This window comes from Pseudomonas sp. HR1, from assembly GCF_030175875.1.
Lineage (GTDB): Bacteria > Pseudomonadota > Gammaproteobacteria > Pseudomonadales > Pseudomonadaceae > Chryseomonas > Chryseomonas oryzihabitans.
This window is the reverse complement of record NZ_JASNRF010000004.1, coordinates 507,175-527,175: the sequence shown is the minus strand read 5'-3', so window position 1 is coordinate 527,175 and position 20,001 is coordinate 507,175. Positions and strand designations below refer to the sequence as shown.

20 protein-coding genes, 1 tRNA gene and 1 pseudogene are annotated in these 20,001 nt (G+C 62.5%); 5 read left to right on the top strand and 17 right to left on the bottom strand.

Annotated elements, in window-relative coordinates; genetic code table 11:
* A partial coding sequence (locus QKY98_RS17785) for an IS3 family transposase (RefSeq protein ID WP_284671331.1) occupies window positions 1–911 on the bottom strand: 911 nt, incomplete at its 3' end.
* A 189-nt stretch (window positions 912–1,100) separates the two neighbouring features.
* On the opposite strand from QKY98_RS17785, the gene mobH reads away from it, so the two are divergent.
* Together mobH and QKY98_RS17775 are read left to right on the top strand one after the other, a co-directional pair.
* Window positions 1,101–2,966, top strand: a complete 1,866-nt coding sequence (gene mobH / locus QKY98_RS17780; protein WP_284671330.1) for a MobH family relaxase — start codon at window positions 1,101–1,103, stop codon at window positions 2,964–2,966.
* On the top strand, window positions 2,963–4,093 hold the full coding sequence (locus tag QKY98_RS17775; protein ID WP_284671329.1) for a site-specific integrase: 1,131 nt from the start codon (window positions 2,963–2,965) through the stop codon (window positions 4,091–4,093). Before mobH ends, QKY98_RS17775 begins: the two co-directional genes overlap by 4 nt.
* Before the next feature lie 178 nt (window positions 4,094–4,271).
* Here the strand turns inward: QKY98_RS17775 and QKY98_RS17770 are convergent.
* The 15 genes from QKY98_RS17770 to aspS all read right to left on the bottom strand — a co-directional run bounded on the left by QKY98_RS17770 (window position 4,272) and on the right by aspS (window position 16,165).
* Window positions 4,272–4,347 (bottom strand) — tRNA-Lys (locus QKY98_RS17770).
* 59 nt (window positions 4,348–4,406) lie between these two features.
* Window positions 4,407–5,081: a 7-cyano-7-deazaguanine synthase QueC gene (gene queC, locus QKY98_RS17765; RefSeq protein WP_044340898.1), complete on the bottom strand. Its 675-nt coding sequence runs from the start codon at window positions 5,079–5,081 to the stop codon at window positions 4,407–4,409.
* 2 nt (window positions 5,082–5,083) lie between these two features.
* Window positions 5,084–5,734: a 7-carboxy-7-deazaguanine synthase QueE gene (gene queE / locus QKY98_RS17760; protein ID WP_052504085.1), complete on the bottom strand. Its 651-nt coding sequence runs from the start codon at window positions 5,732–5,734 to the stop codon at window positions 5,084–5,086.
* A gap of 71 nt (window positions 5,735–5,805) precedes the next feature.
* Window positions 5,806–6,633 carry a tol-pal system protein YbgF gene (gene ybgF, locus QKY98_RS17755; protein ID WP_042133036.1) on the bottom strand — a complete coding sequence of 276 codons (828 nt, stop codon included), beginning with the start codon at window positions 6,631–6,633 and terminating at the stop codon, window positions 5,806–5,808.
* A gap of 6 nt (window positions 6,634–6,639) precedes the next feature.
* Complete coding sequence (gene pal, locus QKY98_RS17750; RefSeq protein WP_007160328.1) at window positions 6,640–7,161, bottom strand: peptidoglycan-associated lipoprotein Pal; 522 nt, start codon at window positions 7,159–7,161, stop codon at window positions 6,640–6,642.
* Window positions 7,162–7,220: 59 nt separating this feature from the next.
* Entirely contained in the window at window positions 7,221–8,519 is a 1,299-nt protein-coding gene (gene tolB, locus QKY98_RS17745; protein ID WP_027597944.1) for a Tol-Pal system beta propeller repeat protein TolB, read from the bottom strand.
* Window positions 8,516–9,619 (bottom strand): cell envelope integrity protein TolA, encoded by a 1,104-nt coding sequence (tolA, locus tag QKY98_RS17740; protein ID WP_037006956.1) that lies wholly within the window; start codon window positions 9,617–9,619, stop codon window positions 8,516–8,518. Before tolA ends, tolB begins: the two co-directional genes overlap by 4 nt.
* Complete coding sequence (tolR, locus tag QKY98_RS17735; protein ID WP_007160331.1) at window positions 9,619–10,065, bottom strand: protein TolR; 447 nt, start codon at window positions 10,063–10,065, stop codon at window positions 9,619–9,621. Before tolR ends, tolA begins: the two co-directional genes overlap by 1 nt.
* Before the next feature lie 11 nt (window positions 10,066–10,076).
* The gene (tolQ, locus tag QKY98_RS17730; RefSeq protein ID WP_007160332.1) at window positions 10,077–10,769 is read right to left on the bottom strand and encodes a protein TolQ; all 693 of its coding nucleotides are present in this window, start codon (window positions 10,767–10,769) and stop codon (window positions 10,077–10,079) included.
* 2 nt (window positions 10,770–10,771) lie between these two features.
* Window positions 10,772–11,221, bottom strand: a complete 450-nt coding sequence (ybgC, locus tag QKY98_RS17725; RefSeq protein ID WP_027601708.1) for a tol-pal system-associated acyl-CoA thioesterase — start codon at window positions 11,219–11,221, stop codon at window positions 10,772–10,774.
* Window positions 11,222–11,272: 51 nt separating this feature from the next.
* Window positions 11,273–12,325, bottom strand: a complete 1,053-nt coding sequence (gene ruvB / locus QKY98_RS17720; RefSeq protein ID WP_007160334.1) for a Holliday junction branch migration DNA helicase RuvB — start codon at window positions 12,323–12,325, stop codon at window positions 11,273–11,275.
* 4 nt (window positions 12,326–12,329) lie between these two features.
* The gene (gene ruvA, locus QKY98_RS17715; RefSeq protein WP_007160335.1) at window positions 12,330–12,932 is read right to left on the bottom strand and encodes a Holliday junction branch migration protein RuvA; all 603 of its coding nucleotides are present in this window, start codon (window positions 12,930–12,932) and stop codon (window positions 12,330–12,332) included.
* 46 nt (window positions 12,933–12,978) lie between these two features.
* A complete protein-coding gene (gene ruvC / locus QKY98_RS17710; protein ID WP_007160336.1) occupies window positions 12,979–13,539 on the bottom strand; it encodes a crossover junction endodeoxyribonuclease RuvC in 561 nt (186 codons plus the stop codon).
* Window positions 13,539–14,285, bottom strand: a complete 747-nt coding sequence (locus QKY98_RS17705) for a YebC/PmpR family DNA-binding transcriptional regulator (protein WP_284671328.1) — start codon at window positions 14,283–14,285, stop codon at window positions 13,539–13,541. The genes ruvC and QKY98_RS17705 overlap by 1 nt, the downstream gene beginning before the upstream one ends.
* 104 nt (window positions 14,286–14,389) lie before the next feature.
* The gene (gene aspS, locus QKY98_RS17700; protein WP_042133032.1) at window positions 14,390–16,165 is read right to left on the bottom strand and encodes an aspartate--tRNA ligase; all 1,776 of its coding nucleotides are present in this window, start codon (window positions 16,163–16,165) and stop codon (window positions 14,390–14,392) included.
* Window positions 16,166–16,376: 211 nt separating this feature from the next.
* On the opposite strand from aspS, the gene QKY98_RS17695 reads away from it, so the two are divergent.
* The 3 genes and pseudogenes from QKY98_RS17695 (at window position 16,377) to QKY98_RS17685 (ending at window position 17,658) form a co-directional block, all read left to right on the top strand.
* Window positions 16,377–16,847 carry a Dps family protein gene (locus QKY98_RS17695; protein ID WP_007160339.1) on the top strand — a complete coding sequence of 157 codons (471 nt, stop codon included), beginning with the start codon at window positions 16,377–16,379 and terminating at the stop codon, window positions 16,845–16,847.
* A 166-nt stretch (window positions 16,848–17,013) separates the two neighbouring features.
* Window positions 17,014–17,322, top strand: a pseudogene (locus QKY98_RS17690) (cold shock domain-containing protein membrane protein); the annotation flags it as partial.
* Between the two features lie 81 nt (window positions 17,323–17,403).
* Complete coding sequence (locus tag QKY98_RS17685; protein ID WP_181902067.1) at window positions 17,404–17,658, top strand: cold shock domain-containing protein; 255 nt, start codon at window positions 17,404–17,406, stop codon at window positions 17,656–17,658.
* Window positions 17,659–17,716: 58 nt separating this feature from the next.
* Here QKY98_RS17685 and QKY98_RS17680 read toward each other — a convergent pair whose 3' ends face one another.
* Window positions 17,717–19,807: an LTA synthase family protein gene (locus tag QKY98_RS17680; RefSeq protein ID WP_144959440.1), complete on the bottom strand. Its 2,091-nt coding sequence runs from the start codon at window positions 19,805–19,807 to the stop codon at window positions 17,717–17,719.
* Between the last annotated feature and the right edge of the window lie 194 nt (window positions 19,808–20,001).

Here is a 20,001-nt window from a genome sequence, read left to right as displayed (position 1 = left end):
TTGACACGAAACTCCGTTATGTCAGTCGCCCACCGCTGATTGGGCTGCGGTGCGGTAAAGCGGCGTTCCAGCAGGTTAGGCGCCACGCAGGACTCCGGCCCTGTGAATGGACGATAGCGACGGCGTCGCAGCGTGCACTTTAACGACATTTCGCCCATCAGCCGCTGTACTGCCTTGTGATTGATCTGCTGCCCCTGATTGCGTAGCGCCTGCGTGATGCGGCGATAGCCATAGCGACCCCGATGATGCGCGAACATCGTCCGGATGCTCTCTTTGCGGGCACCTTGTTTGTCTGGTTGGCGAGTGACCTTGAGGTGGTAGTAGAAGCTGCTTCGAGGAAGACATGCTCCCTGAAGAAGCGCATCAAGTGGATATCGTGACCGCAACTCCTGCACGATAAGTGCTTTCTGCTGATTGTCCAGGTCACTGTCCTTGAGACCCAAGCTCATGGCTTTGCGCAGAAAGGCGTTTTTGACCTGCAGATAGGCAACCTGCTTTTCCAGCTCTCGGACTGGGTTTGCGATGTGGGGCTTGAAAGCGGATGGATCTGGAACGGGAAGAAGGGGCAAGGAGTTACCTCTGCGTTTGCTGGCCAACCCCTCGATACCATACCTCTGCCACGCATCGACCCAGCGCTGCATTTGGGAGCGATTGAGACTAAATCGCTCACTAGCCCGTCGGATTGATAGGCCTTCGACGATCTGTCGCACCACCTCGATCTTGAAATCGATGCTGTGATAACGATAACGCTTTTGTAGAGCCGCTTTTCCGTGATTGGCATAGGCGCCAATCCATCCTTTTACCTGCACCACGCTGACGTCATGCACCCTAGCGAGGTGGCCGTAGCTGCAATCGCCCTTTTGGTACTGAGCGACGATCTTCAATTTGAACGCTAGAGAGTACTTGGGCATGGTACGCCTTCAAGGCAGCGTCCAACTTTCGGGGGTCATTTCATGGCTGCGAAGAGCAAAGGATCCCTAGGCTCCCGGACATAGTAGCTATCCGCCGCCCCAACCTCCTGAGTAGTGATAGCGGTTTACCATTGTCCGTACGACCGCGCTGATTGACAACGCAGGCCCAAGAATTACCAAGGGCATGCCATGTTCGATCTCTTTTTCAGGAAGAAAGCCCCACCATCCCCGCCACCCGGCCCAGGCAAACACGGCTTCACGCAGCCGTCCCCAGGCAGGGATCTCCTGGCACTCCCCCGGAGGCAGAAGCTCATCGAGAACATCTGGCAGCGCACCTCGCTGTCACGCGAGCAGTTTGCCTCGCTCTATCGAGATCCGCTCGAGCGCTACGCTAACCTGGTACAGCAGCTTCCTGCTTCGGAAAACCATCACCACGCCTACCCTGGGGGCCTCCTCGATCACGGCCTGGAGATCGTCGCCTATGCCCTCAAGATCCGGCAGAACTACCTCCTCCCTATCGGCGCGCCACCGGAGTCACAGGCGGCCCAGGCAGAGGCCTGGTCTGCAGCGGTCGCCTACGGCGCCCTCCTCCATGACCTAGGCAAGATCGCCGTCGACATCGAGGTTGTCCATGATGATGGGAAGCACTGGCACCCCTGGCATGGCAGGATCGAAAAGCCCTACCGTTTTCGGTACGTCAAAGGTCGGGACTACCAGCTCCATGGTGCTGCCTCAGCCCTTGTCTATTTCCAGGTGCTGCCGCCCCACGTGCTGGACTGGCTCAGTGGCTACCGCGAGCTATGGTCATCGCTGATCTTCGTCTTGGCCGGGCAATACCAGCATGCCGGCGTACTGGGCGAGATGATCGTCCAGGCCGACCAGGCGAGTGTTGCCCAAGAGCTTGGCGCCAACCCGCAACGTGCGATGGAAGCACCCAAGAACACGATCCAGCGTCAACTGGCTGATGGGCTACGTACCCTGGTCATCGAGAAATTCAAGCTGAACCAACCAGATGGGCCGTCGGACGGGTGGCTGACCCAAGATGCGCTATGGCTCGTGAGCAAGCCTGCCTCAGACCAGCTGCGAGCACTGATGCTCTCCCAGGGTGTGGAGGGCATTCCCACCTCGAATGCACCGTTCTTCAACCTGATACAGGATCAGGCCATCATCCAGGTCAACGCTCAGGACAAGGCTATCTGGAAGGCCACGATCGATACCGGTCACGGATGGAAGAACACCTTTACCCTTCTCAAGGTCTCGCCTGCGCTGGTCTGGCCGGATCCTGCAGATCGACCAGCCCCTTTTTCAGGAATTTTCACGCTTGAGCAGACCGAGGACGGACCGCCAGGAATAGCGCACCCTGGCACAACGAACGATATCACTTTGCCATCACATCCGATATCACAGGATGTGACGAATGTCACATCTTCACAAGCGATGGCCTATTCCGAAACACTGCCGCAGCCCGCATTCCAGACCGGTTTGGACCCCATGGAAGAAATACTCGCACTGGCAGACGACCTATTCGCTGCAACACCTCAGGCCCCAGCAGTTTCAGCCCATGAAGCGCCAGGTCTCCAAGACGTGGATAACCTTCCCGAACACGTTATCGCTGCCACAACCCATTCAAGACCTGAATCGACCACTACAGCCGACTTAGGCCAGGCATTCATAGCCTGGAGCCGCCAGGGCGTGCTTTCACACAAGCTATTGATCAACGATGCCAAAGCGATGATCCACACGGTAGATGGCACCGCGTTCCTGGTTAGCCCAGGCCTGTTCAAGCGATACGCCCAAGAGCATCCCCACTTAGAAATCGACGCCAAGGCCAGACAGCTAGATCCCTGGCAACTGGTGCAACGTGCTTTCGAAAAGCTGAAGCAGCACAGAAAGACAGCAGACAACCTCAACATCTGGACGTGCGAAGTCGTGGGCCCCCGCAAGACAAAGAGCCTCAAGGGCTATCTGCTAGAAAATCCAACACTAATTTTCAATCAACCGCCTTTTGATAATTGCAGTTTGCGCTTGCAGGAAACGGGGGCGGTCGAAAAGTGAACATCCTGGAAATCGCCGGCGAGTACAACGAGACTCACGATCTAAGGCCTGCTACTAGAACCATTTACTTGGCTGCCGCAAGAGCACTAGGGCGAAGATTTGGTGAAGATTTCGCACTGGAAAAACTCCATAACCGAGACGTCCTAATTTGGAGAAAGGAAATTCTTGATTCCGGCTTAGCAAAGCGCAGCTGGAATACGTACGCGAGTCATCTTAAAACGCTTTTCCAGTATGCGATCAAGCATGATTTACTGAGCATGCGGCAAAATCCATTTACTGAAACTTCCGTAGTTCCGCCTAGGAAACGCAAGAAGACTGTGCCGCACGAGGCTATCACCCAAGGCCGATCGCAGCTGCTCAGACTCCAGGAAAGTGAGAGACTCTCTGGAAAACGCAGCAGTATTACGCCTGCCTGGTTCTGGCTATCAGTCTACGAGACGTTCCATTACACAGGAATTCGTCTTAACTCACTGCTAATGATGCAGCGAAAGGACGTCTGCCTGAAACGGAAGACCATCAACATAAGAAGTGAAAGCGACAAGACACACAAAGAATTCGTTTTACCTATTCCTGGCCCGCTCTATGAGCATCTTGATAGGCTAACGGCTTGGGCGGATTCTTTGCATTTCAATGACACAGACCAATTATTCAACGTCAACAGATTTTCGCAACATTACAAACGCGACACTATGGATATAAACCAAATTGAGTCAATGTATAAAAAATTGACTACCCTCGTGGGAACGCGCATGACGCCACACCGTTTCAGGCATACCTTGGCGACGGACTTGATGCGGCAAGCGGATCGAAACATCCATGTGGCCAAAGCCCTGCTTAATCACTCCAGCATTGTCACAACGATGGAGTACATCGAGACCGATCCACACCAGATGCGCAACGTCCTGGAAGACCGTGCCGCCAAGATGCCAAAGAGTTTGCTCGCACGCGTCGATACCAGCGCTCGACTGCCTCAGGAGCGTTTACAGAAGCACCTGAATCAACCGATGGCAGTGCCCGCCCTGCAGTCAGCAAATGCTGCTGGATCTTTTTCTCAAGAGGCATTCGATCAGCTGGCTGAATGGATCAGCAACGGAGCCCTACCCTTCGCATCAGCCAGACGCGAATAGCTCATCAGCGCTGAATTTTTATAGATAGGTGCTGAGACCAGGCGCGCCTGAGGCTCCTGGTCATCACATATGCAGTTTGACATCATCGAGGCGCAGGGCTAGATTCCGCTCCAGACGGCTGCTTGTCTTAGCTGCGAGAAACGCAAAAACCCTCCTTGCGGAGGGTTCCTGGTGAAGATGGTGGGTCGTGTGGGATTCGAACCTACGACCAATTGGTTAAAAGCCAACTGCTCTACCGACTGAGCTAACGACCCGTTAGTGGGCGCCATTCTAGCGATTTTCTCAGGAGAATCAACACCCTAGATGAAATTTTTTACTGGTAGCGCGTAGGGTCGGAAATTCCCGCCGCCTTGAAGCCTTCGGCGCGCAGGCGGCAGCTGTCGCAGCGACCGCAGGCCTGGCCTTCATCGTCGGCCTGGTAGCAGGAGACGGTCAGGGCATAGTCGACGCCCAGCTGGCTGCCAGCCTGGACGATCTGCGCCTTGGAAAGGAACTGCAGCGGGGCTTCGATCTTGAAGGTATCCCCTTCCACACCGGCCTTGGTGGCGAGATTGGCCAGGCGCTCGAAGGCTTCGACGAACTCCGGCCGGCAATCCGGATAGCCGGAGTAGTCCACCGCATTCACCCCGATGAAGAGATGACGGGCACCGAGCACCTCGGCCCAGCCCAGGGCCAGGGACAGGAACACGGTATTGCGTGCCGGCACGTAGGTGACCGGGATGCCCTCGCCCGGGGTCTCCGGGACGGCGATGTTTGGGTCGGTGAGCGCCGAGCCACCGATGCCATTGAGATCCAGGCCGATCACCTTGTGCTCGACGACGCCCAGCTGGCGCGCCACGCGTTCGGCGGCTTGCAGCTCGGCGCGATGGCGCTGGCCGTAGTCGAAGCTCATGGTGTAGCAGGCGAAGCCCTGTGCCCTGGCCATGGCGACTATGGTGGCGGAATCCAGGCCGCCGGAAAGAAGGATGACCGCTTTAGGCTGACTCATGCTCAGTGTCCCGGTTCGTCGTTCCAGAGAATCTTGTGCAGCTGCAGCTGGAAGCGCACCGGCAGGTTGTCCGCCACGATCCACTCCGCCAGCTCACGCGGCGCCACCTGGCCATGGCTGGGCGAGAACAGCACCTCGCCCGCCCGTTGCTCCAGGCGATACTCGATCAGCTTGGAGACGGCCCAGTCATAGTCCTCGCGGGAGCAGATGACGAACTTGACCTGATCGTTGGGCGTCAGGTGGTCGAGGTTGGCGTACAGGTTGCGCCCCACCTCCCCCGAGCCCGGCGTCTTGAGGTCGACGACCTTGCTGACACGCCCGTCCACGCCACTGACATCCAGGGCGCCACTGGTTTCCAGCGACACCTCGTAGCCGGCGTCGCACAGCTGCTCGAGCAGCTTGAGGCAGTTGGGCTGGGCCAGCGGCTCGCCGCCGGTCACGCAGATGTGCCGCGGGCGGTAGCTCGCGACCTGCTCCAAGATGGCATCGAGATGATGGATCTCGCCTCCGGTGAAGGCATAGGCCGTGTCGCAATAGTGACAGCGCAGCGGGCAGCCGGTGAGCCGGACGAAGACGGTAGGAAGACCGGCGGTGCGGGCTTCACCCTGGAGCGAATAGAAAATCTCGGTAAGACGTAGGGTATCTTTTTGCATGGAAGCCACGGGCGTGACGGCTACACAGGCCATCCGCCTCCGTTGCGGTAGATAGAAGAAAAAAGCCTGCGCTAGGGCAGGCTTTTCAGATCCCGCTGCGCCAGTTGCGCAGCGGAGGTTCCGGGATATTGGCTGATGACCTGCTGGTACATGCCCTTGGCCCGATCGGTGCGGCCGAGCTTCTGCTCGACGCCACCCAGTTTGTACAGCGAATCCGGCACCTTGTTGCTGGTGGGATAGGCCTGACTGACCTTGGCGAAGGCCTGGCCAGCAGCCTGCAGATCGCCCTTGGCCAGATTCACTTCACCCAGCCAGTACTGGGCATTGCCCGCATACTGGCTGTTGGGATACTTGCGCAGGAAGGCATTGAATGCCTGGCTGGCCTTGTCGAAATCCTTGGCCTTGATCAGATCGAAGGCAGCGTCGTAGTACAGCTTTTCCTTCGCCGGATCACCCGGTTCACTGCTGGCAGCCGGTGCCCCTGCGGAAGCAGGCGGCGTCGGCGCATTGTTGGCCGCGATGGCACCACCCTGGGCAGCACCGGCAGCGGCTCCGGCCCCTGCATTGGCAGGCGCGGAAGAAAGCTGGGAAATACGGCCATCCAGATCCTGGTAACGATCCAATCCTTCCTGCTTGAGCTGGCGGATCTCGTTTTCCTGAACCTCGACCTGGCCACGCAGGCGCGCGATATCGTCCTGCATCTGTTGCAACTGCATGAACAGTTGACCCATGCCGGAAACGGGAGCCCCGTTTCCGGCACTGGCCGCGCCTGCGTTGCCATAACCTTGCCCAGCGGACTGGGCAACGCCATAACTACCATCCTGTACGGGAACCTGAGCCCCGGCGACAACCGGTACACCAAGGGTCAGGGCGATCAAGAACTGCAGGCGCTTGGACATCGTTTATTACTTCTTCAGCTCGACGCGACGGTTCTGAGCCCAGGAAGCTTCGTCGTGACCGACGGCAACCGGACGCTCTTTACCGTAGGAAACCAGCTCCAGCTGAGCCGGGGACACGCCCTGCAGCACCAGGTAGCGCTGAACGGCCTTGGCACGACGCTCGCCCAGAGCCAGGTTGTACTCGCGGGTACCGCGTTCGTCGGTGTTGCCTTCCAGAACGACGCGCTGGCCGCTGGCCTTCAGGTCACGAGCGTGAACGTCCAGAGCGCGCATGGCTTCCGGCTTCAGATCGGAGCTGTCGTACTCGAAGTAGAAGGTGGTGATGGCGCGCAGAGCGGCTTCGTCGCCCATGCTGCCGTCAACGGCACCCGAGTTGGCGCCGTAGCCAGCGTTCGGGTCGACAGCACCGGCGCCAGCGCCAGCACCAGCGCCTTCACCGGAGGCGTCGCCGCCCTTGGAGGAACAGCCCACGGCCACGGCCATGGCCAGAGCCAGTGCAGCGAACTTGCCGAATTTCAGCATTTCCATCATGTAACTCCTAAAAGAACCGCAATGTTGGTGTAACTAAGGACTTTTCTAATTAGCCGTCAGTTCAGGTAAGGAGACCAGGAAGGCTCGCGCACGTCACCCTGGGCGGTGGGAATCGGAATCCGGACGCGACCATTGATGGAGACAAGCATCAGGACGCCTCGGTCCTGCTGGCGGGTGGCGTAGATTAGCATGGTGCCATTGGGCGCAACAGTGGGCGAGTCGTTGAGGCTGGTGTTGGAAAGTACCCGCACAGAGCCGCGTTGGAGGTCTTGCGCAGCGATCTGGAAGTTGGTGAAACCTTCCTGGCGATGCACCATGACCAGCGTCTTTTCATCCGCCGAAAGTTTCGGGTTGGCGTTGTAGTTACCGACGAAAGTCACGCGCTCAGCACCCCCGCCATTGGCGTTGGTCTTGTAGATCTGCGGCTTGCCGGAACGGTCGGAGGTGAAATAGATGGTCTGGCCATCCTTGCCCCAGAAGGGCTCGGTATCGATGGCCGAGTCATTCGTCACACGACGAATGGCACGGGAGCCGAGGTCCATCACGTAGATCTCGGGGTTGCCGTCCTTGGACAGCACGAAGGCCAGGCGATTGCCGTCGGGCGAAAACGCCGGCGCGCCATTCAGGCCTTCGAAGTTGGTCAGCTGCTCGCGGCGACCGGTGTCGATGTACTGCATGAAGATGCGCGGGCGCTGCTGCTCGAAGGAGACATAGGCGATGCGCTTGCCATCCGGCGCGAAACGCGGCGACAGGATCGGCTCGCGCGACTGCAGCAGGGTAACGGCACGGGCACCGTCATAGTCGGCGCGCTGCAGGGTGTAACGGGTGTTGGTGGCGGAGAAGCGCTCGGCGGTCACATAGAGGATGCGCGTCGAGAAGGCACCCTTCACACCGGTCAGCTTTTCATAGGCCTGGTCGGAGATGAAGTGGGCCATGTCGCGCAGCTGATCGGTGCCGCCGCCGACGTTGCCGGTCAGGACCTGCTGTTCGGTGGAAACGTTGAACAGGGCGTAGTTGATCTGCAGCCGACCGCCATTGGGCACGATGTTGCCCACCAGCACGTAGTTGGCACCCAGGGCCTTCCAGTCACGGAAGATGACTTCGCTGGCCTGGCTCGGCTGGCTCAGCATGTTCTGGCGCGGAATCGGCGAGAACACCCCGGAATTGCGCAGGTCGTCGCTGACGATGTTGGCCAGGTCTTCCGGCAGTGGCTGACCACCCTGCCACCCAAAGGGCACGACGGCGATCGGGATGGCGCGATCACTACCGCTGGAAATCACCAGCGGATCGGCCGCCTGGGCGGAGCCCACCACCAGGACCAGGCCCAGCAGGATGTAACGGATCAGGGTGTTCACAGACTCAGGTCCTCCGGTTTGAAGATCATGCGGCGCTGACGATACAGCTGATCGAAGGTCTTGCGATCCAGCTGCTGCAGCTCACGGATACGACCGACGTTACGCACGGCCGATACCGCTGAATTATCGAATTCCTTGTTGCCACTGGAGCGGGTCACCGTCGCGCTGGTGATGGTGCCGTCCGGCAGCATGTTGATCTGCACCTCGACGCTCATGCCGTTGCGCGCCGACTGCGGACGCGTCCACTGCTCGCTGACCAGCCGCACGATCAGGTCATCGAAACTCGATGCCACCTCGTCGCCCTGCTCTTCGGCCAGTGCCTGCTGCCGCTGGGTATCATCGGACAACAACTCGGCGAGGGCCTGCGCCTTCTTGTCTTCCGCTGCCTTGCGCGCAGCAGCCTGGGCAGCCTTCTTCTTGGCGTCGTCCGCCGCTTTCTTCTTGGCGGCCTCCGCAGCAGCCTCTTTCTTGGCCGCCTCGGCTGCAGCCTTCTGCTTGGCTTCTTCGGCCGACTTCTGCTTGGCTGCCTCTGCCGCAGCCTTCTTCGCGGCTTCCTCAGCCGCTTTCTGCTTGGCTGCTTCGTCAGCCTTCTTCTTGGCGATGTCCGCCTGCTTCTTCTGCTCGGCGGCCTGCTTGGCTTCCGCAGCCGCCTTGGCGGCCTCGGACTGTTTCTCGGCCTCAGCCTTGGCTTCGGCGGCCTTGGCCGCCGCTTCCGCTTGCTGCGCCTTTCGAGCGTCGTCGGCTTTCTTTTGTTCCGCGGCCTGTTGCTGGGCTTCCTTCTGTTGCTGAGCCGCCTTGGCCGCCGCCGCTTCACGCTGGGCTTCCTGTTGCTGACGACGCTGCTCCAGTTGTTCCTGCTCGTACTGCTTGGCCGCGGTCTTCTTCGCCTCCCCCGCCAGTTTCTGCTCGGTCTGCACCTGCGCCGAACTCTTGGATTTGAGCTGGACCAGGGTCGCCTGGACGACCGGACGCGACTGGGGCAATTCAGGGGTGAAGGCGAAGCTGACAAACAGCAGGCCGAAGATCAGCACATGCAGGGCGACTGCCCAGATGACCGGCCAGAAATAACTTTCGGACGACGAACGCTCGCGGTGTCGCATCAAGGCGCCTCGGTAATCAACCCGACGTTGGGGACGCCGGCCTGTTGCAAGGCACCCATGGCGCCGGCGACGACGCCATAGTTGGCGGCCTTGTCACCGCGGATGAACACCTGGGTGTCCGCACGCTGACGCATGATGGCACCGACCTGCTGACTCAGTTGCGGCAGGGACACCGCGGTGGAGGACTTGGCCTTCTGATCGGTATCCACCTCGGAACCGACGTTCCAGTAGTAGGTACCGTCGGCTTTCACCGAGACGGTGAGGATCTGCTTGTCGTTGTCCTGCGGCAGGGCCTGGCTGTCGACCTTGGGCAGGTCGACCTTGACGCCCTGGTTGAGCATGGGCGCCGTCACCATGAAGATGACGAGGAGCACCAACATCACGTCGATGTAGGGCACCACGTTCATCTCGGCGACGGGCTTGCGTTTCTGGCGGCGAGGGACCATGGGATACCTCTTTATTCGTCGCTGGTGTGGACTTTGCGGTGCAGGATGGCCTGGAATTCATCCGCAAAGGTGTAGTAGCGGTTGATCAGCATTTCCGAGCGGGCGGCGAAACGGTTGTAGGCCACGACGGCAGGAATGGCGGCGAACAGACCGATGGCGGTAGCGATCAGGGCTTCGGCGATGCCGGGTGCCACGGTGGCCAGGGTCGCCTGCTGGGCGGTGGACAGGCCGCGGAAGGAGTTCATGATGCCCCAGACGGTACCGAACAGACCCACGTAGGGGCTGGTGGAGCCGACGGTGGCCAGGAACGGCAGGGCCTGTTCGAGCTTTTCTTCCTCGCGGGAGATGGCCACGCGCATGGCGCGGGAGACACCTTCCATGACCGCATCGGGATCCACGCCGGGCTGCTGACGCAGACGGGAGAATTCCTTGAAACCGGCGCGGAAGATCTGCTCGACGCCGGAATCCGGATCGGGGTTGCTGCCAGCCTGGCGGTACAGCTTGGACAGATCGATGCCCGACCAGAATTTCTCTTCGAAGGCATCCAGGGAACGCTTGGCGGCGCGCATGGCGTTGCCACGCTGGATGATCATGATCCAGGACGTGACAGAGGCTGCGACCAGGATGAGCATCACCAGTTGCACCACCAGACTGGCGTTGGCGATGAGGCTCCACATGGACGTATGGTCGACGTTGGGTTGCACGCTTAATCTCCTGATTGAATTGACGCCGGACTTCCGGCAAGAACCGTTCGCATGGCTTCGGGCATGGCCCTCGGCCTGAAGCTGTCAGCACGCACGCAGGCGACCGTTACCCACCCTTCGCAGAGCAGGACATCGTCCTTAGCACGCCGGACCTCCTGGTGAAACCTGAGGCTGGCGCGCTTCGCTTCGACCACCTCGGCACCGATCAGCAACTCGTCATCCAGCCGCGCGGGCGCATGGTAGCGCGCTTCGCTGCTGTGGACGACGAAGAGCAGACCGTCCCGGGCGAGTTCGGACTGGGCATAGCCCAGCGCGCGCAGTCGCTCGGTGCGGGCGCGTTCCATGAACTTGAGGTAGTTGACGTAATAGACGATGCCGCCGGCATCGGTATCTTCGTAGTAGACACGACACCTGAGGACGGACGGCGACGGGCTCCGCGATTGCGCGTGCATACTCTAGAACCTAGCCTCGCCGTTGCCAATCAGAAATGTTCGCAACTGCATTTAGTTACCATTGACCTCGAACAGATCGGGCGTACCGCCCTGGGCCAGACGCGTCGGCAGGTTGAGTCCGAAGTGCAGATAGGCATGCCGGGTCACCACCCGCCCGCGCGGCGTGCGCATGATATAGCCTTGCTGGATCAAATAGGGTTCCAGCACGTCTTCGATGGTGTGACGCTCTTCGCTGATGGCCGCCGCCAGGCTGTCCACACCCACCGGACCGCCGTCGAACTTGTCGATCATGGTCAGCAGCAGCCGGCGATCCTGGTGATCGAAGCCCTGGGCATCCACGTCCAGCAGGTCGAGGGCGCGACTGGCGATGTCGTGGCTGATATGGCCCTGCCCACGCACCTCGGCGAAGTCGCGCACCCGCCGCAGCAGGCGATTGGCGATCCGCGGCGTGCCCCGTGCGCGGCGGGCGATTTCCATCGCGCCCTCGGCTTCGATGGCGAGGCCGAGGATGCCGGCGGAGCGGGTGACGATGGTGGCCAGGTCCGCGGTGCCGTAGAACTCCAGGCGCTGGACGATCCCGAAGCGGTCGCGCAGCGGATTGGTCAGCATGCCGGCACGGGTGGTCGCGCCGACCAGGGTGAAGGGCGGCAGATCCAGCTTGATGGAGCGCGCCGCCGGCCCTTCGCCGATCATGATGTCGAGCTGGTAGTCCTCCATCGCCGGATAGAGGACCTCCTCGACGATGGGCGAGAGGCGATGGATCTCGTCGATGAAGAGCACATCGCCGGCTTCCAGGTTGGTCAGCAGCGCGGCGAGATCGCCCGGGCGTTCCAGTACCGGACCGGAGGTGCTCTTCAGGGACACCCGCATTTCCTGGGCGATGATGTTGGCCAGGGTGGTCTTGCCCAGACCGGGCGGACCAAAGATCAGGGTGTGGTCGAGGGCCTCGCCCCTGCCCTTGGCCGCCTGGATGAACAGGCCCATCTGGTCGCGCACCACCGGCTGACCGATGTAGTCCGCCAGCCGCACCGGGCGAATGGCGCGATCCTGGACTTCTTCGCGGTCGCGACCGCCGGCCGAGATGAGACGATCGGTTTCTATCATGGGATCAGACCATGCCCTTCAGGGCGCGACGGATGAGTTCCTCGCTGGAAAGGTCTTCCCCTTCCACGGCGGCGACGGCGCGGCTGGCTTCCTGGGGCTTGAAGCCCAGGGCGACCAGGGCGCTGACCGCGTCGGCCTCGGCGCTGGCCGCGACGGCGGCCTGGTTCGGCAGGACCAGGGGGGCGATGGCGGGCAGATTTTCCCAGGCCTTGAATCTGTCCTTGAGCTCGACCAGCAGACGCTCGGCGGTCTTCTTGCCCACCCCGGGCACCTTGACCAGGGCGGCCGTGTCCTGGGCTTGCACACAGCGAACCAATTCATCCACCTCGAGACTGGACATCAACGCCAGGGCCAGCTTGGGGCCGACACCATTGAGTCGGATCAACTCGCGAAACAGCTCTCGCTCGCGTTTTTCCCCGAACCCATAGAGCAGGTGCGCATCTTCCCGTACCACGAGGTGGGTATGCAATGTGACGACTTCGCCCTGGGCCGGCAGCCGATAAAGGGTCGTCATGGGCACTTCGACCTCGTAGCCGACTCCGCCCACGTCGAGCAGGAGATGGGGCGGCTGCTTTTCCGCCAGGGTGCCACGTAGACGACCGATCACTGGGATACCTTCCTAACGTTGGAGCGAGATGAGAGAGCGGATGGCGCTAGAGACGCAGGCGACCGCCACGGCGGCGGGTCGCCAGCAGGCCATGGGGAACCAGGCTCTGCCGGGTGTGGGCATGGCACAGGGCGATGGCCAGGGCGTCGGAGGCGTCGATCTGGGGTTTCTCGGTCAGGCGCAGCAGGTGCATGACCATCAGCATCACCTGCTGCTTGTCCGCCCCACCGTTGCCGACCACGGCCTGCTTGACCTGGCTCGCGGTGTATTCGGAAATCTCCAGACCACCTTCGGCGCCGGCGACGATGGCCGCTCCCCGGGCCTGACCCAGCTTGAGCGCCGAATCGGCGTTGCGCGCCATGAACACCTGCTCGATGCCCATGGTGACCGGTCCGTACTGGGCGATGACGTCGCGCACGCCGCGGTAGACGATCTGCAGCCGCTCCGGCAACGGACCGTTACCGGTCCGGATGCAGCCGGAGGCGACGTACTCGCAGCCGCGTCCGGTGTCGCGCACCACGCCAAAGCCGGTCAGCCGCGAACCCGGGTCGATGCCCAGCACCAGGGTGCCGGGCGCATCGGGCGGCAGGCGCTCGTAGAGGGACATCAGCCGAGCTGCGCCATGACATCCTCGGGGATGTCGGCGTTGGAGTAGACGTTCTGCACGTCGTCCAGGTCTTCGAGCATGTCGATCAGCTTGAGCACCTTCTGCGCGGTTTCCAGATCCAGGGTCGCGGAGGTCGAGGGGATCATGGTCACCTCGGCTTCGTCGGCCTTGTAGCCGGCGGCGGTCAGGGCTTCGTTGACGGCGATGAAGTCGGCAAAGCTGGTGAAGACGTCGATGGAGCCATCGTCGTTGGCGACCACGTCGTCGGCACCCGCTTCCAGGGCGGCTTCCATCAGGGCGTCCTCGTCCAGGCCGGAGGCGTAGCTGATCTGGCCCTTGCGCTCGAACAGATAGGCCACCGAACCGTCGGTGCCCAGGTTGCCACCGCACTTGTTGAAGGCGTGGCGGACTTCGGCCGCAGTGCGGTTGCGGTTGTCGGTCATGGCCTCGACGATGATGGCGACACCGCTCGGGGCGTAGCCTTCATAGGTCAGTTCCTCGACGTTCTCGCCTTCGCCGGCGCCCACGCCCCGGGCGATGGCCCGGTCGATGGTGTCGCGGGTCATGTTGGCGGTCAGCGCCTTGTCCACCGCCAGGCGCAGGCGGGGGTTGTCGGCCGGAACGCCGCCACCCTGGCGCGCGGCCACGGTCAGCTCACGGATGATCTTGGTGAAGATCTTGCCCTTCTTGGCATCCTGACGCTCTTTGCGATGCTTGATGTTGGCCCATTTGGAATGACCGGCCATAAGCTACTCCAATGTCTTGACGAAGACGGCGCCGCGGCGATGACCGCGGCGCACTGAAAAGGGAAACGGCGGGCACCCGTCCGGGCGCCCTCCTCCGATAAGGCTTATTCCGCCTTGGGCTGCTCGCGCAGGCGGATGTGCAGCTCGCGCAACGCCTTGGCGTCGACGGCGCCGGGCGCCTGGGTCATGACGTCGGCGGCGCTCTGGGTCTTCGGGAAGGCGATGACTTCACGAATGGACGAGGCGCCGGTCATCAGCATCACCAGGCGATCCAGGCCGAAGGCCAGGCCGCCATGGGGCGGAGCGCCGAACTTCAGGGCGTCCAGCAGGAAGCCGAACTTCTCTTCCTGTTCCTCAGCGCTGATCCCCAGCACCTCGAACACCGCCTGCTGCATCTTCTTGTCGTGGATGCGGATGGAACCGCCGCCCAGCTCGGTGCCGTTGAGCACCATGTCGTAGGCGCGCGACAGCGCCGCACCCGGGTTGGCCTTGAGCTCGTCCGGGCCGCACTTGGGCGAGGTGAAGGGGTGGTGCATGGCGGTCAGGCTGCCATCGTCGTTTTCCTCGAACATCGGGAAGTCGACCACCCACAGCGGCGCCCACTGGCAGGTCAGCAGATTGAGGTCGTGACCGAGCTTGATGCGCAGCGCGCCCAGGGCCTCGGAAACGATCTTGGTCTTGTCCGCGCCAAAGAACACGATGTCGCCATCCACCGCGCCGACGCGGTCGAGGATGACGTTGATGTTGTCCAGGGGGATGTTCTTGACGATGGGCGACTGCAGGCCCTCGACGCCGGCGGCGCGCTCGTTGACCTTGATGTAGGCCAGGCCCTTGGCACCGTAGATGCCGACGAATTTGGTGTAGTCGTCGATCTGCTTGCGCGGCATGCTCGCCCCGCCCGGTACGCGCAGGGCGGCGACGCGGCACTTGGGATCGTTGGCCGGACCGGCGAAGACCTTGAAGTCGACGTCCTTGAGCTGGTCTTCCACGTCCACCAGTTCCAGCGGGATGCGCAGGTCCGGCTTGTCGGAACCGAAGCGACGCATGGCCTCGGCCAGGGTCATGTGCGGCAGCTCGCCGAACTCGACGTCCAGGACTTCCTTGAACAGGTTGCGCACCATGGTCTCGGTGATGTCCATGATGTCTTTTTCATCGAGGAAGCTGGTCTCGATGTCGATCTGAGTGAATTCCGGCTGGCGGTCGGCCCGCAGGTCTTCGTCGCGGAAGCACTTGGCGATCTGGTAGTAGCGATCGAAGCCGGCGACCATCAGCAACTGCTTGAACAGCTGGGGCGACTGCGGCAGGGCGAAGAAGCTGCCGGGGTGGGTGCGGCTGGGCACCAGGTAGTCGCGGGCACCCTCGGGAGTGGCCCGGGTCAGGATCGGGGTTTCCACGTCGAGGAAACCGTTCTCGTCCAGGTAGCGGCGGATGCTGGAGGTGATGCGCGAACGCAGCTTCAGCTTCTCGGCCATCTCCGGACGGCGCAGATCGATGAAGCGATAGCGCAGGCGGGTCTCTTCGCCGACATCGGTGTATTCGTTGAGCGGGAACGGCGGGGTTTCCGCCTCGTTGAGCACTTCCAGCTCGTAGCCCAGCACCTCGATGGCGCCGGAGGCCATGTTGGCGTTGCGCGCGCCTTCGGGACGCAGGCGCACCTTGCCGGTGAGCTTGACGACATACTCGCTGCGCACGCGGTCGGCCTTGGCGAAGGTTTCGGCGCGATCCGGATCGAACACCACCTGGGCCAGGCCTTCGCGATCGCGGATGTCGAGGAAGATGACCCCGCCGTGGTCACGGCGGCGGTGGACCCAACCGCAGAGGGTGATTTCCTGGCCGTCCAGGCTCTCGTTCAACTGGCCGCAATAGTGGCTGCGCATCATGGTCGTGGTTTCGCTTCTCTAGAACAGGCTGAATGCGTGGAGGCGCCGGGCCGGCAAGACCGGGCGCTCGACTGAACGGGAGATTCTATATCATCCGTCACGATTTTACCGTAGCCGGGCACGCAGCTCGACGTGCGAACACTGGCTAAACGGCCAGCGGTTCTGTGATAGCCTCGGAGCCCTTCGCAACCGACGCACAGGAGCCGTCAGCATGGAAATCAACATCGGAATCGCCGAACAGGATCGTGCCCAGATCGCCGAGGGCCTGTCGCGCCTCCTGGCCGACACCTACACCCTGTATCTGAAGACCCACAACTTCCACTGGAACGTGACCGGGCCGATGTTCAACACCCTGCACCTGATGTTCGAGACCCAGTACACCGAGCTGGCCGTGGCGGTGGACGACATCGCCGAGCGCATCCGCGCCCTGGGCTTCCCGGCGCCGGGTACCTACGCCGCCTATGCCCGCCTGTCGAGCATCAAGGAAGAGGAAGGGGTGCCGGACGCCCAGGACATGATCCGCCTGCTGGTGCAGGGTCAGGAAGCCGTGGTGCGCACCGCGCGGGGCATCTTCCCGTTGCTGGACAAGGTCAGCGACGAGCCCACCGCCGATCTGCTGACCCAGCGCATGCAGACCCACGAGAAGACCGCCTGGATGCTGCGCAGCCTGCTCGCCGCCTAGCTCCGGCTGCCGTCGCGGGCCGCGGCCCGCGACGGTGCCACGATTGAGCGGCCCTCACCTTTTGGGTTAAATAAGGACGCGCTTTTCGCGCCGGGTCACTCCGCTGTCGGGCACCGCTCCGGCAGTTTCGGCAGACCCGTGTTCTCTATCCCAAGGTGATTTCACATTGAACACGTTATCTACTGTCCATGTCGTGGTGGGCGCTGCCGCGCTCCTGTTATCGGCAATTCCCGGACTGCAGTCCGACACCTCGTCCTTCGATCAACCCGAGTCCATCCATCTGGCCCTGCTGGGTCTTGCCACCCTCCTCTTCACGCCTTTCTCCCGCAGCCGCAGCAGCGGTGCCCAGAAACTCGCCAGCGCCCTGCTGGTGATCGCCGTGGTGGCCCAGACCTTTATCCTGCTGGCGCCCCTCGAGCAGATCGGCGGCCTGCCGGCCGAATTGCTGCCGCTGGGGCTGACCCTGGTCGCCGCCCTGGCCAGCCTGCCGGAAAAGTTTCGTGCCCCGGCGGGCAACGCCGCGGTGGCCGACAGCGAGGTTCGTCCGCGTCAGGCCATGCGTCCCGCCCCTGCCGCCGCCGCTCCGGCCCGTCCGCTGGCCGATGACCGCGAGCGCGGCACGGTGAAGTGGTTCAACACCTCCAAGGGCTTCGGCTTCATCTCCCGCGACACCGGCGACGACATCTTCGTGCACTTCCGCGCGATCCGTGGCGAAGGTCATCGGGTGCTGATGGAAGGCCAGCGCGTGGAATTCTCGGTGATCCAGCGCGACAAGGGCCTGCAGGCCGAAGACGTGGTCATCGCGGCCTGATCGCTGCCGGCAAAAAAGAAAGGCCGCCCTCGGGCGGCCTTTTTCATGGGCGACGAGACTACTGCCGCTGAGCCTCGGCGGCCTTGCTGTCAGTCATGCCGGTGGTATTACCCAGCAGGCTGGCGGTCGCGGTCTGGATGAAGGCCTCCAGGCGCTTCTGCAGCTCGGGCGCGCTGGCGTCGCCCTTGAGCACCTCGCCACCGGCCTGGGTGCCCAGGTGATAGCGATAGAGCACGGCGTCGCGGTCGCGCGGCTTGACCAGGATGCGATCGCCCGTGACCAGGGCCACGGTCTGGTCGCTGCCCGACGGCTTGATCACCGCCACGCCCGGATCGCCCTGGGGCAAACCCAGCAGATCACGGCCCCAGCACTGGTGCTGGGTCGGCTTGCCGAAGCGGGCCAGCACCGTGGGCACCACGTCGATCTGGCTACCCACGGTGTCACGACGGGCGCCAAAGGTTTCCTGCACGCCCGGACCGATCAGCAGGAGCGGTACGTTGAAGCGCGACAGGTCCATCTCGGTGATCTGCTCGTTGTTGCCGAAGCCGTGGTCACCGACGATGACGAACAGGGTGTCCTGGTACCAGGGCTCGTTCTTGACCTTGGCGAAGAACTGACCCAGCGACCAGTCGGCGTAGCGCATGGCGGTGAGGTGTTCGTCGAGCGAGCCGTGACCGGTGACCGGGGTGACCGGCAGGTCCTTGGGCAGCGCATAGGGGGTGTGGTTGGACAGGGTCTGCAGCAGCGCATAGAAGGGCTTGCCGTCCGGCGCCTTGGCCAGCTTGTCCAACTCCTGCACCGAGCGGTCGAACATGTCCTGGTCGGAAACGCCCCAGGTCGGATCCATGAACACCGGATTCACGAAGTCCTCGCGGCCGACGAAGCGGGTCATGCCCTGGTTGCTGAAGAAGCCGGACTGGTTGTCCCACTGGAAGTTGCCGTTGTAGACGTAGACGTCGTCGAAGCCGCGGGTGCTGAGCAGTTGCGGCAGACCGGAGAACTGGTGCGCGCCCTCGGGCATGCGCATCAGGTACTCGAAGGCCGGCAGGTTGGGGAAGCAGGCCATGGTGGCGAACATGCCCTGGTGGGTATGGGTGCCGTTGGAGAAGAAGCGGGTGAACAGCGTGCCCTGCTTGGCCAGGGCGTCGAAGTTCGGGGTGATGCCGTCTTCGTTGCCGAGGGCGCCGATATAGCGACCGGCCATGCTTTCCATGAGGATCACCACGACGTTGCGCACCTTGGGCAACTGGCCGTCGGTGGGCGGGGTGTAGATCCGGCGGATGGCGGCCTTGTCGGCGTCGATCAGCTCGTCACGCGGGGTCAGCAGCAGTTGCCGGGTGACCGCCAGGGCGTCGGCGGCCGGCATGGTGGCCTTCCAGCTGTTGTCGCGATGGTCGGAGAAGCTGTTCTCGGCGGCATTGATCAGGGTCAGGGTGCCGTTCAGACCGAGGTGGTTGGCGAACATGGAATCGGTGGTGTAGGCGTCGCCCCAGCGCAGCGGCGGCCCGGATCTCAGGGTGCCGCGGGCAGCGATGACGGCCACCACCAGGCAGAGCAGAAACACCGCGCCCCGGCGATACCAGGCGGCCGGTCGCGCCGCGGCATACCGGCGGGTGGCTCGCTCCACGCCAAAGAACACCAGGCCCAGCAGCAGGGTCGCCACGGCCCAGGCCAGGAGCAGCCGCAGCACCGGGAAGCCGTTCCAGATCATGCTGGTGACGGTGTGCAGGTCTTCCTGCATGTACTGGAACACCAGGCTGTTCAGGCGCTGGTGGAATTCACGGTAGAAGTTCAGCTCGCCGACGCCCAGCAGCAGGCAGAGGCTGGCGGCCAGGGTGAACCAGCCGGCCTGCAGGCGGCGGGCGGCCATGGCTCTGACGCTGAGCAGGCAGAGCAGCGAGGGCACGCAGATATAGACCACCAGGCGCAGGTCGAAGCGAGCGCCGTTGAAGAAGGCCTCGGCAAAGGTGGCGAAGGGCGAGTCGCCGATCAGATCGGTGTTGTAGCCCAGCAGCGCCAGGCGCAGCAGGGTGAACATGACCATCAGCGCCAGGGCGCAACCCAGCACGAAGCTGAGGTGGCTGCCCAGCGTCGGCAGCGGGCGGATGCCAGCGGCGCGCGGGGTGTGGGGGACTTCCGTTTGCGACATGAAAACACCTTGTCAAAAGCAGCAGGGATTCGCGGCGCGTGGCCAGCGGCTCGGGATCGGCCACGCAGAGGCCTCGGGCGCGGTCGGCAGGCGTGGGAGTTTAACCATCCGGCGCGATCGCGCCAGTCCTGGCCTGCGCGACGTGGGCGAAGCGAGACCTCCGCCGCGCCGACCAGCGCCCAGCCTGAGCAGGA

Coding starts and splice junctions, on each gene's coding strand:
- mobH (WP_284671330.1), top strand. CDS start 1,101: ATGTTCGATCTCTTTTTCAGGAAGAAAGCCCCACCATCCCCGCCACCC.
- queC (WP_044340898.1), bottom strand. CDS start 5,081: ATGAGTCAGCCTAAAGCGGTCATCCTTCTTTCCGGCGGCCTGGATTCC.
- queE (WP_052504085.1), bottom strand. CDS start 5,734: ATGCAAAAAGATACCCTACGTCTTACCGAGATTTTCTATTCGCTCCAG.
- ybgF (WP_042133036.1), bottom strand. CDS start 6,633: ATGTCCAAGCGCCTGCAGTTCTTGATCGCCCTGACCCTTGGTGTACCG.
- pal (WP_007160328.1), bottom strand. CDS start 7,161: ATGGAAATGCTGAAATTCGGCAAGTTCGCTGCACTGGCTCTGGCCATG.
- tolA (WP_037006956.1), bottom strand. CDS start 9,619: ATGCGACACCGCGAGCGTTCGTCGTCCGAAAGTTATTTCTGGCCGGTC.
- tolR (WP_007160331.1), bottom strand. CDS start 10,065: ATGGTCCCTCGCCGCCAGAAACGCAAGCCCGTCGCCGAGATGAACGTG.
- ybgC (WP_027601708.1), bottom strand. CDS start 11,221: ATGCACGCGCAATCGCGGAGCCCGTCGCCGTCCGTCCTCAGGTGTCGT.
- ruvB (WP_007160334.1), bottom strand. CDS start 12,325: ATGATAGAAACCGATCGTCTCATCTCGGCCGGCGGTCGCGACCGCGAA.
- ruvC (WP_007160336.1), bottom strand. CDS start 13,539: ATGTCCCTCTACGAGCGCCTGCCGCCCGATGCGCCCGGCACCCTGGTG.
- QKY98_RS17705 (WP_284671328.1), bottom strand. CDS start 14,285: ATGGCCGGTCATTCCAAATGGGCCAACATCAAGCATCGCAAAGAGCGT.
- aspS (WP_042133032.1), bottom strand. CDS start 16,165: ATGATGCGCAGCCACTATTGCGGCCAGTTGAACGAGAGCCTGGACGGC.
- QKY98_RS17695 (WP_007160339.1), top strand. CDS start 16,377: ATGGAAATCAACATCGGAATCGCCGAACAGGATCGTGCCCAGATCGCC.
- QKY98_RS17685 (WP_181902067.1), top strand. CDS start 17,404: ATGCGTCCCGCCCCTGCCGCCGCCGCTCCGGCCCGTCCGCTGGCCGAT.
- QKY98_RS17680 (WP_144959440.1), bottom strand. CDS start 19,807: ATGTCGCAAACGGAAGTCCCCCACACCCCGCGCGCCGCTGGCATCCGC.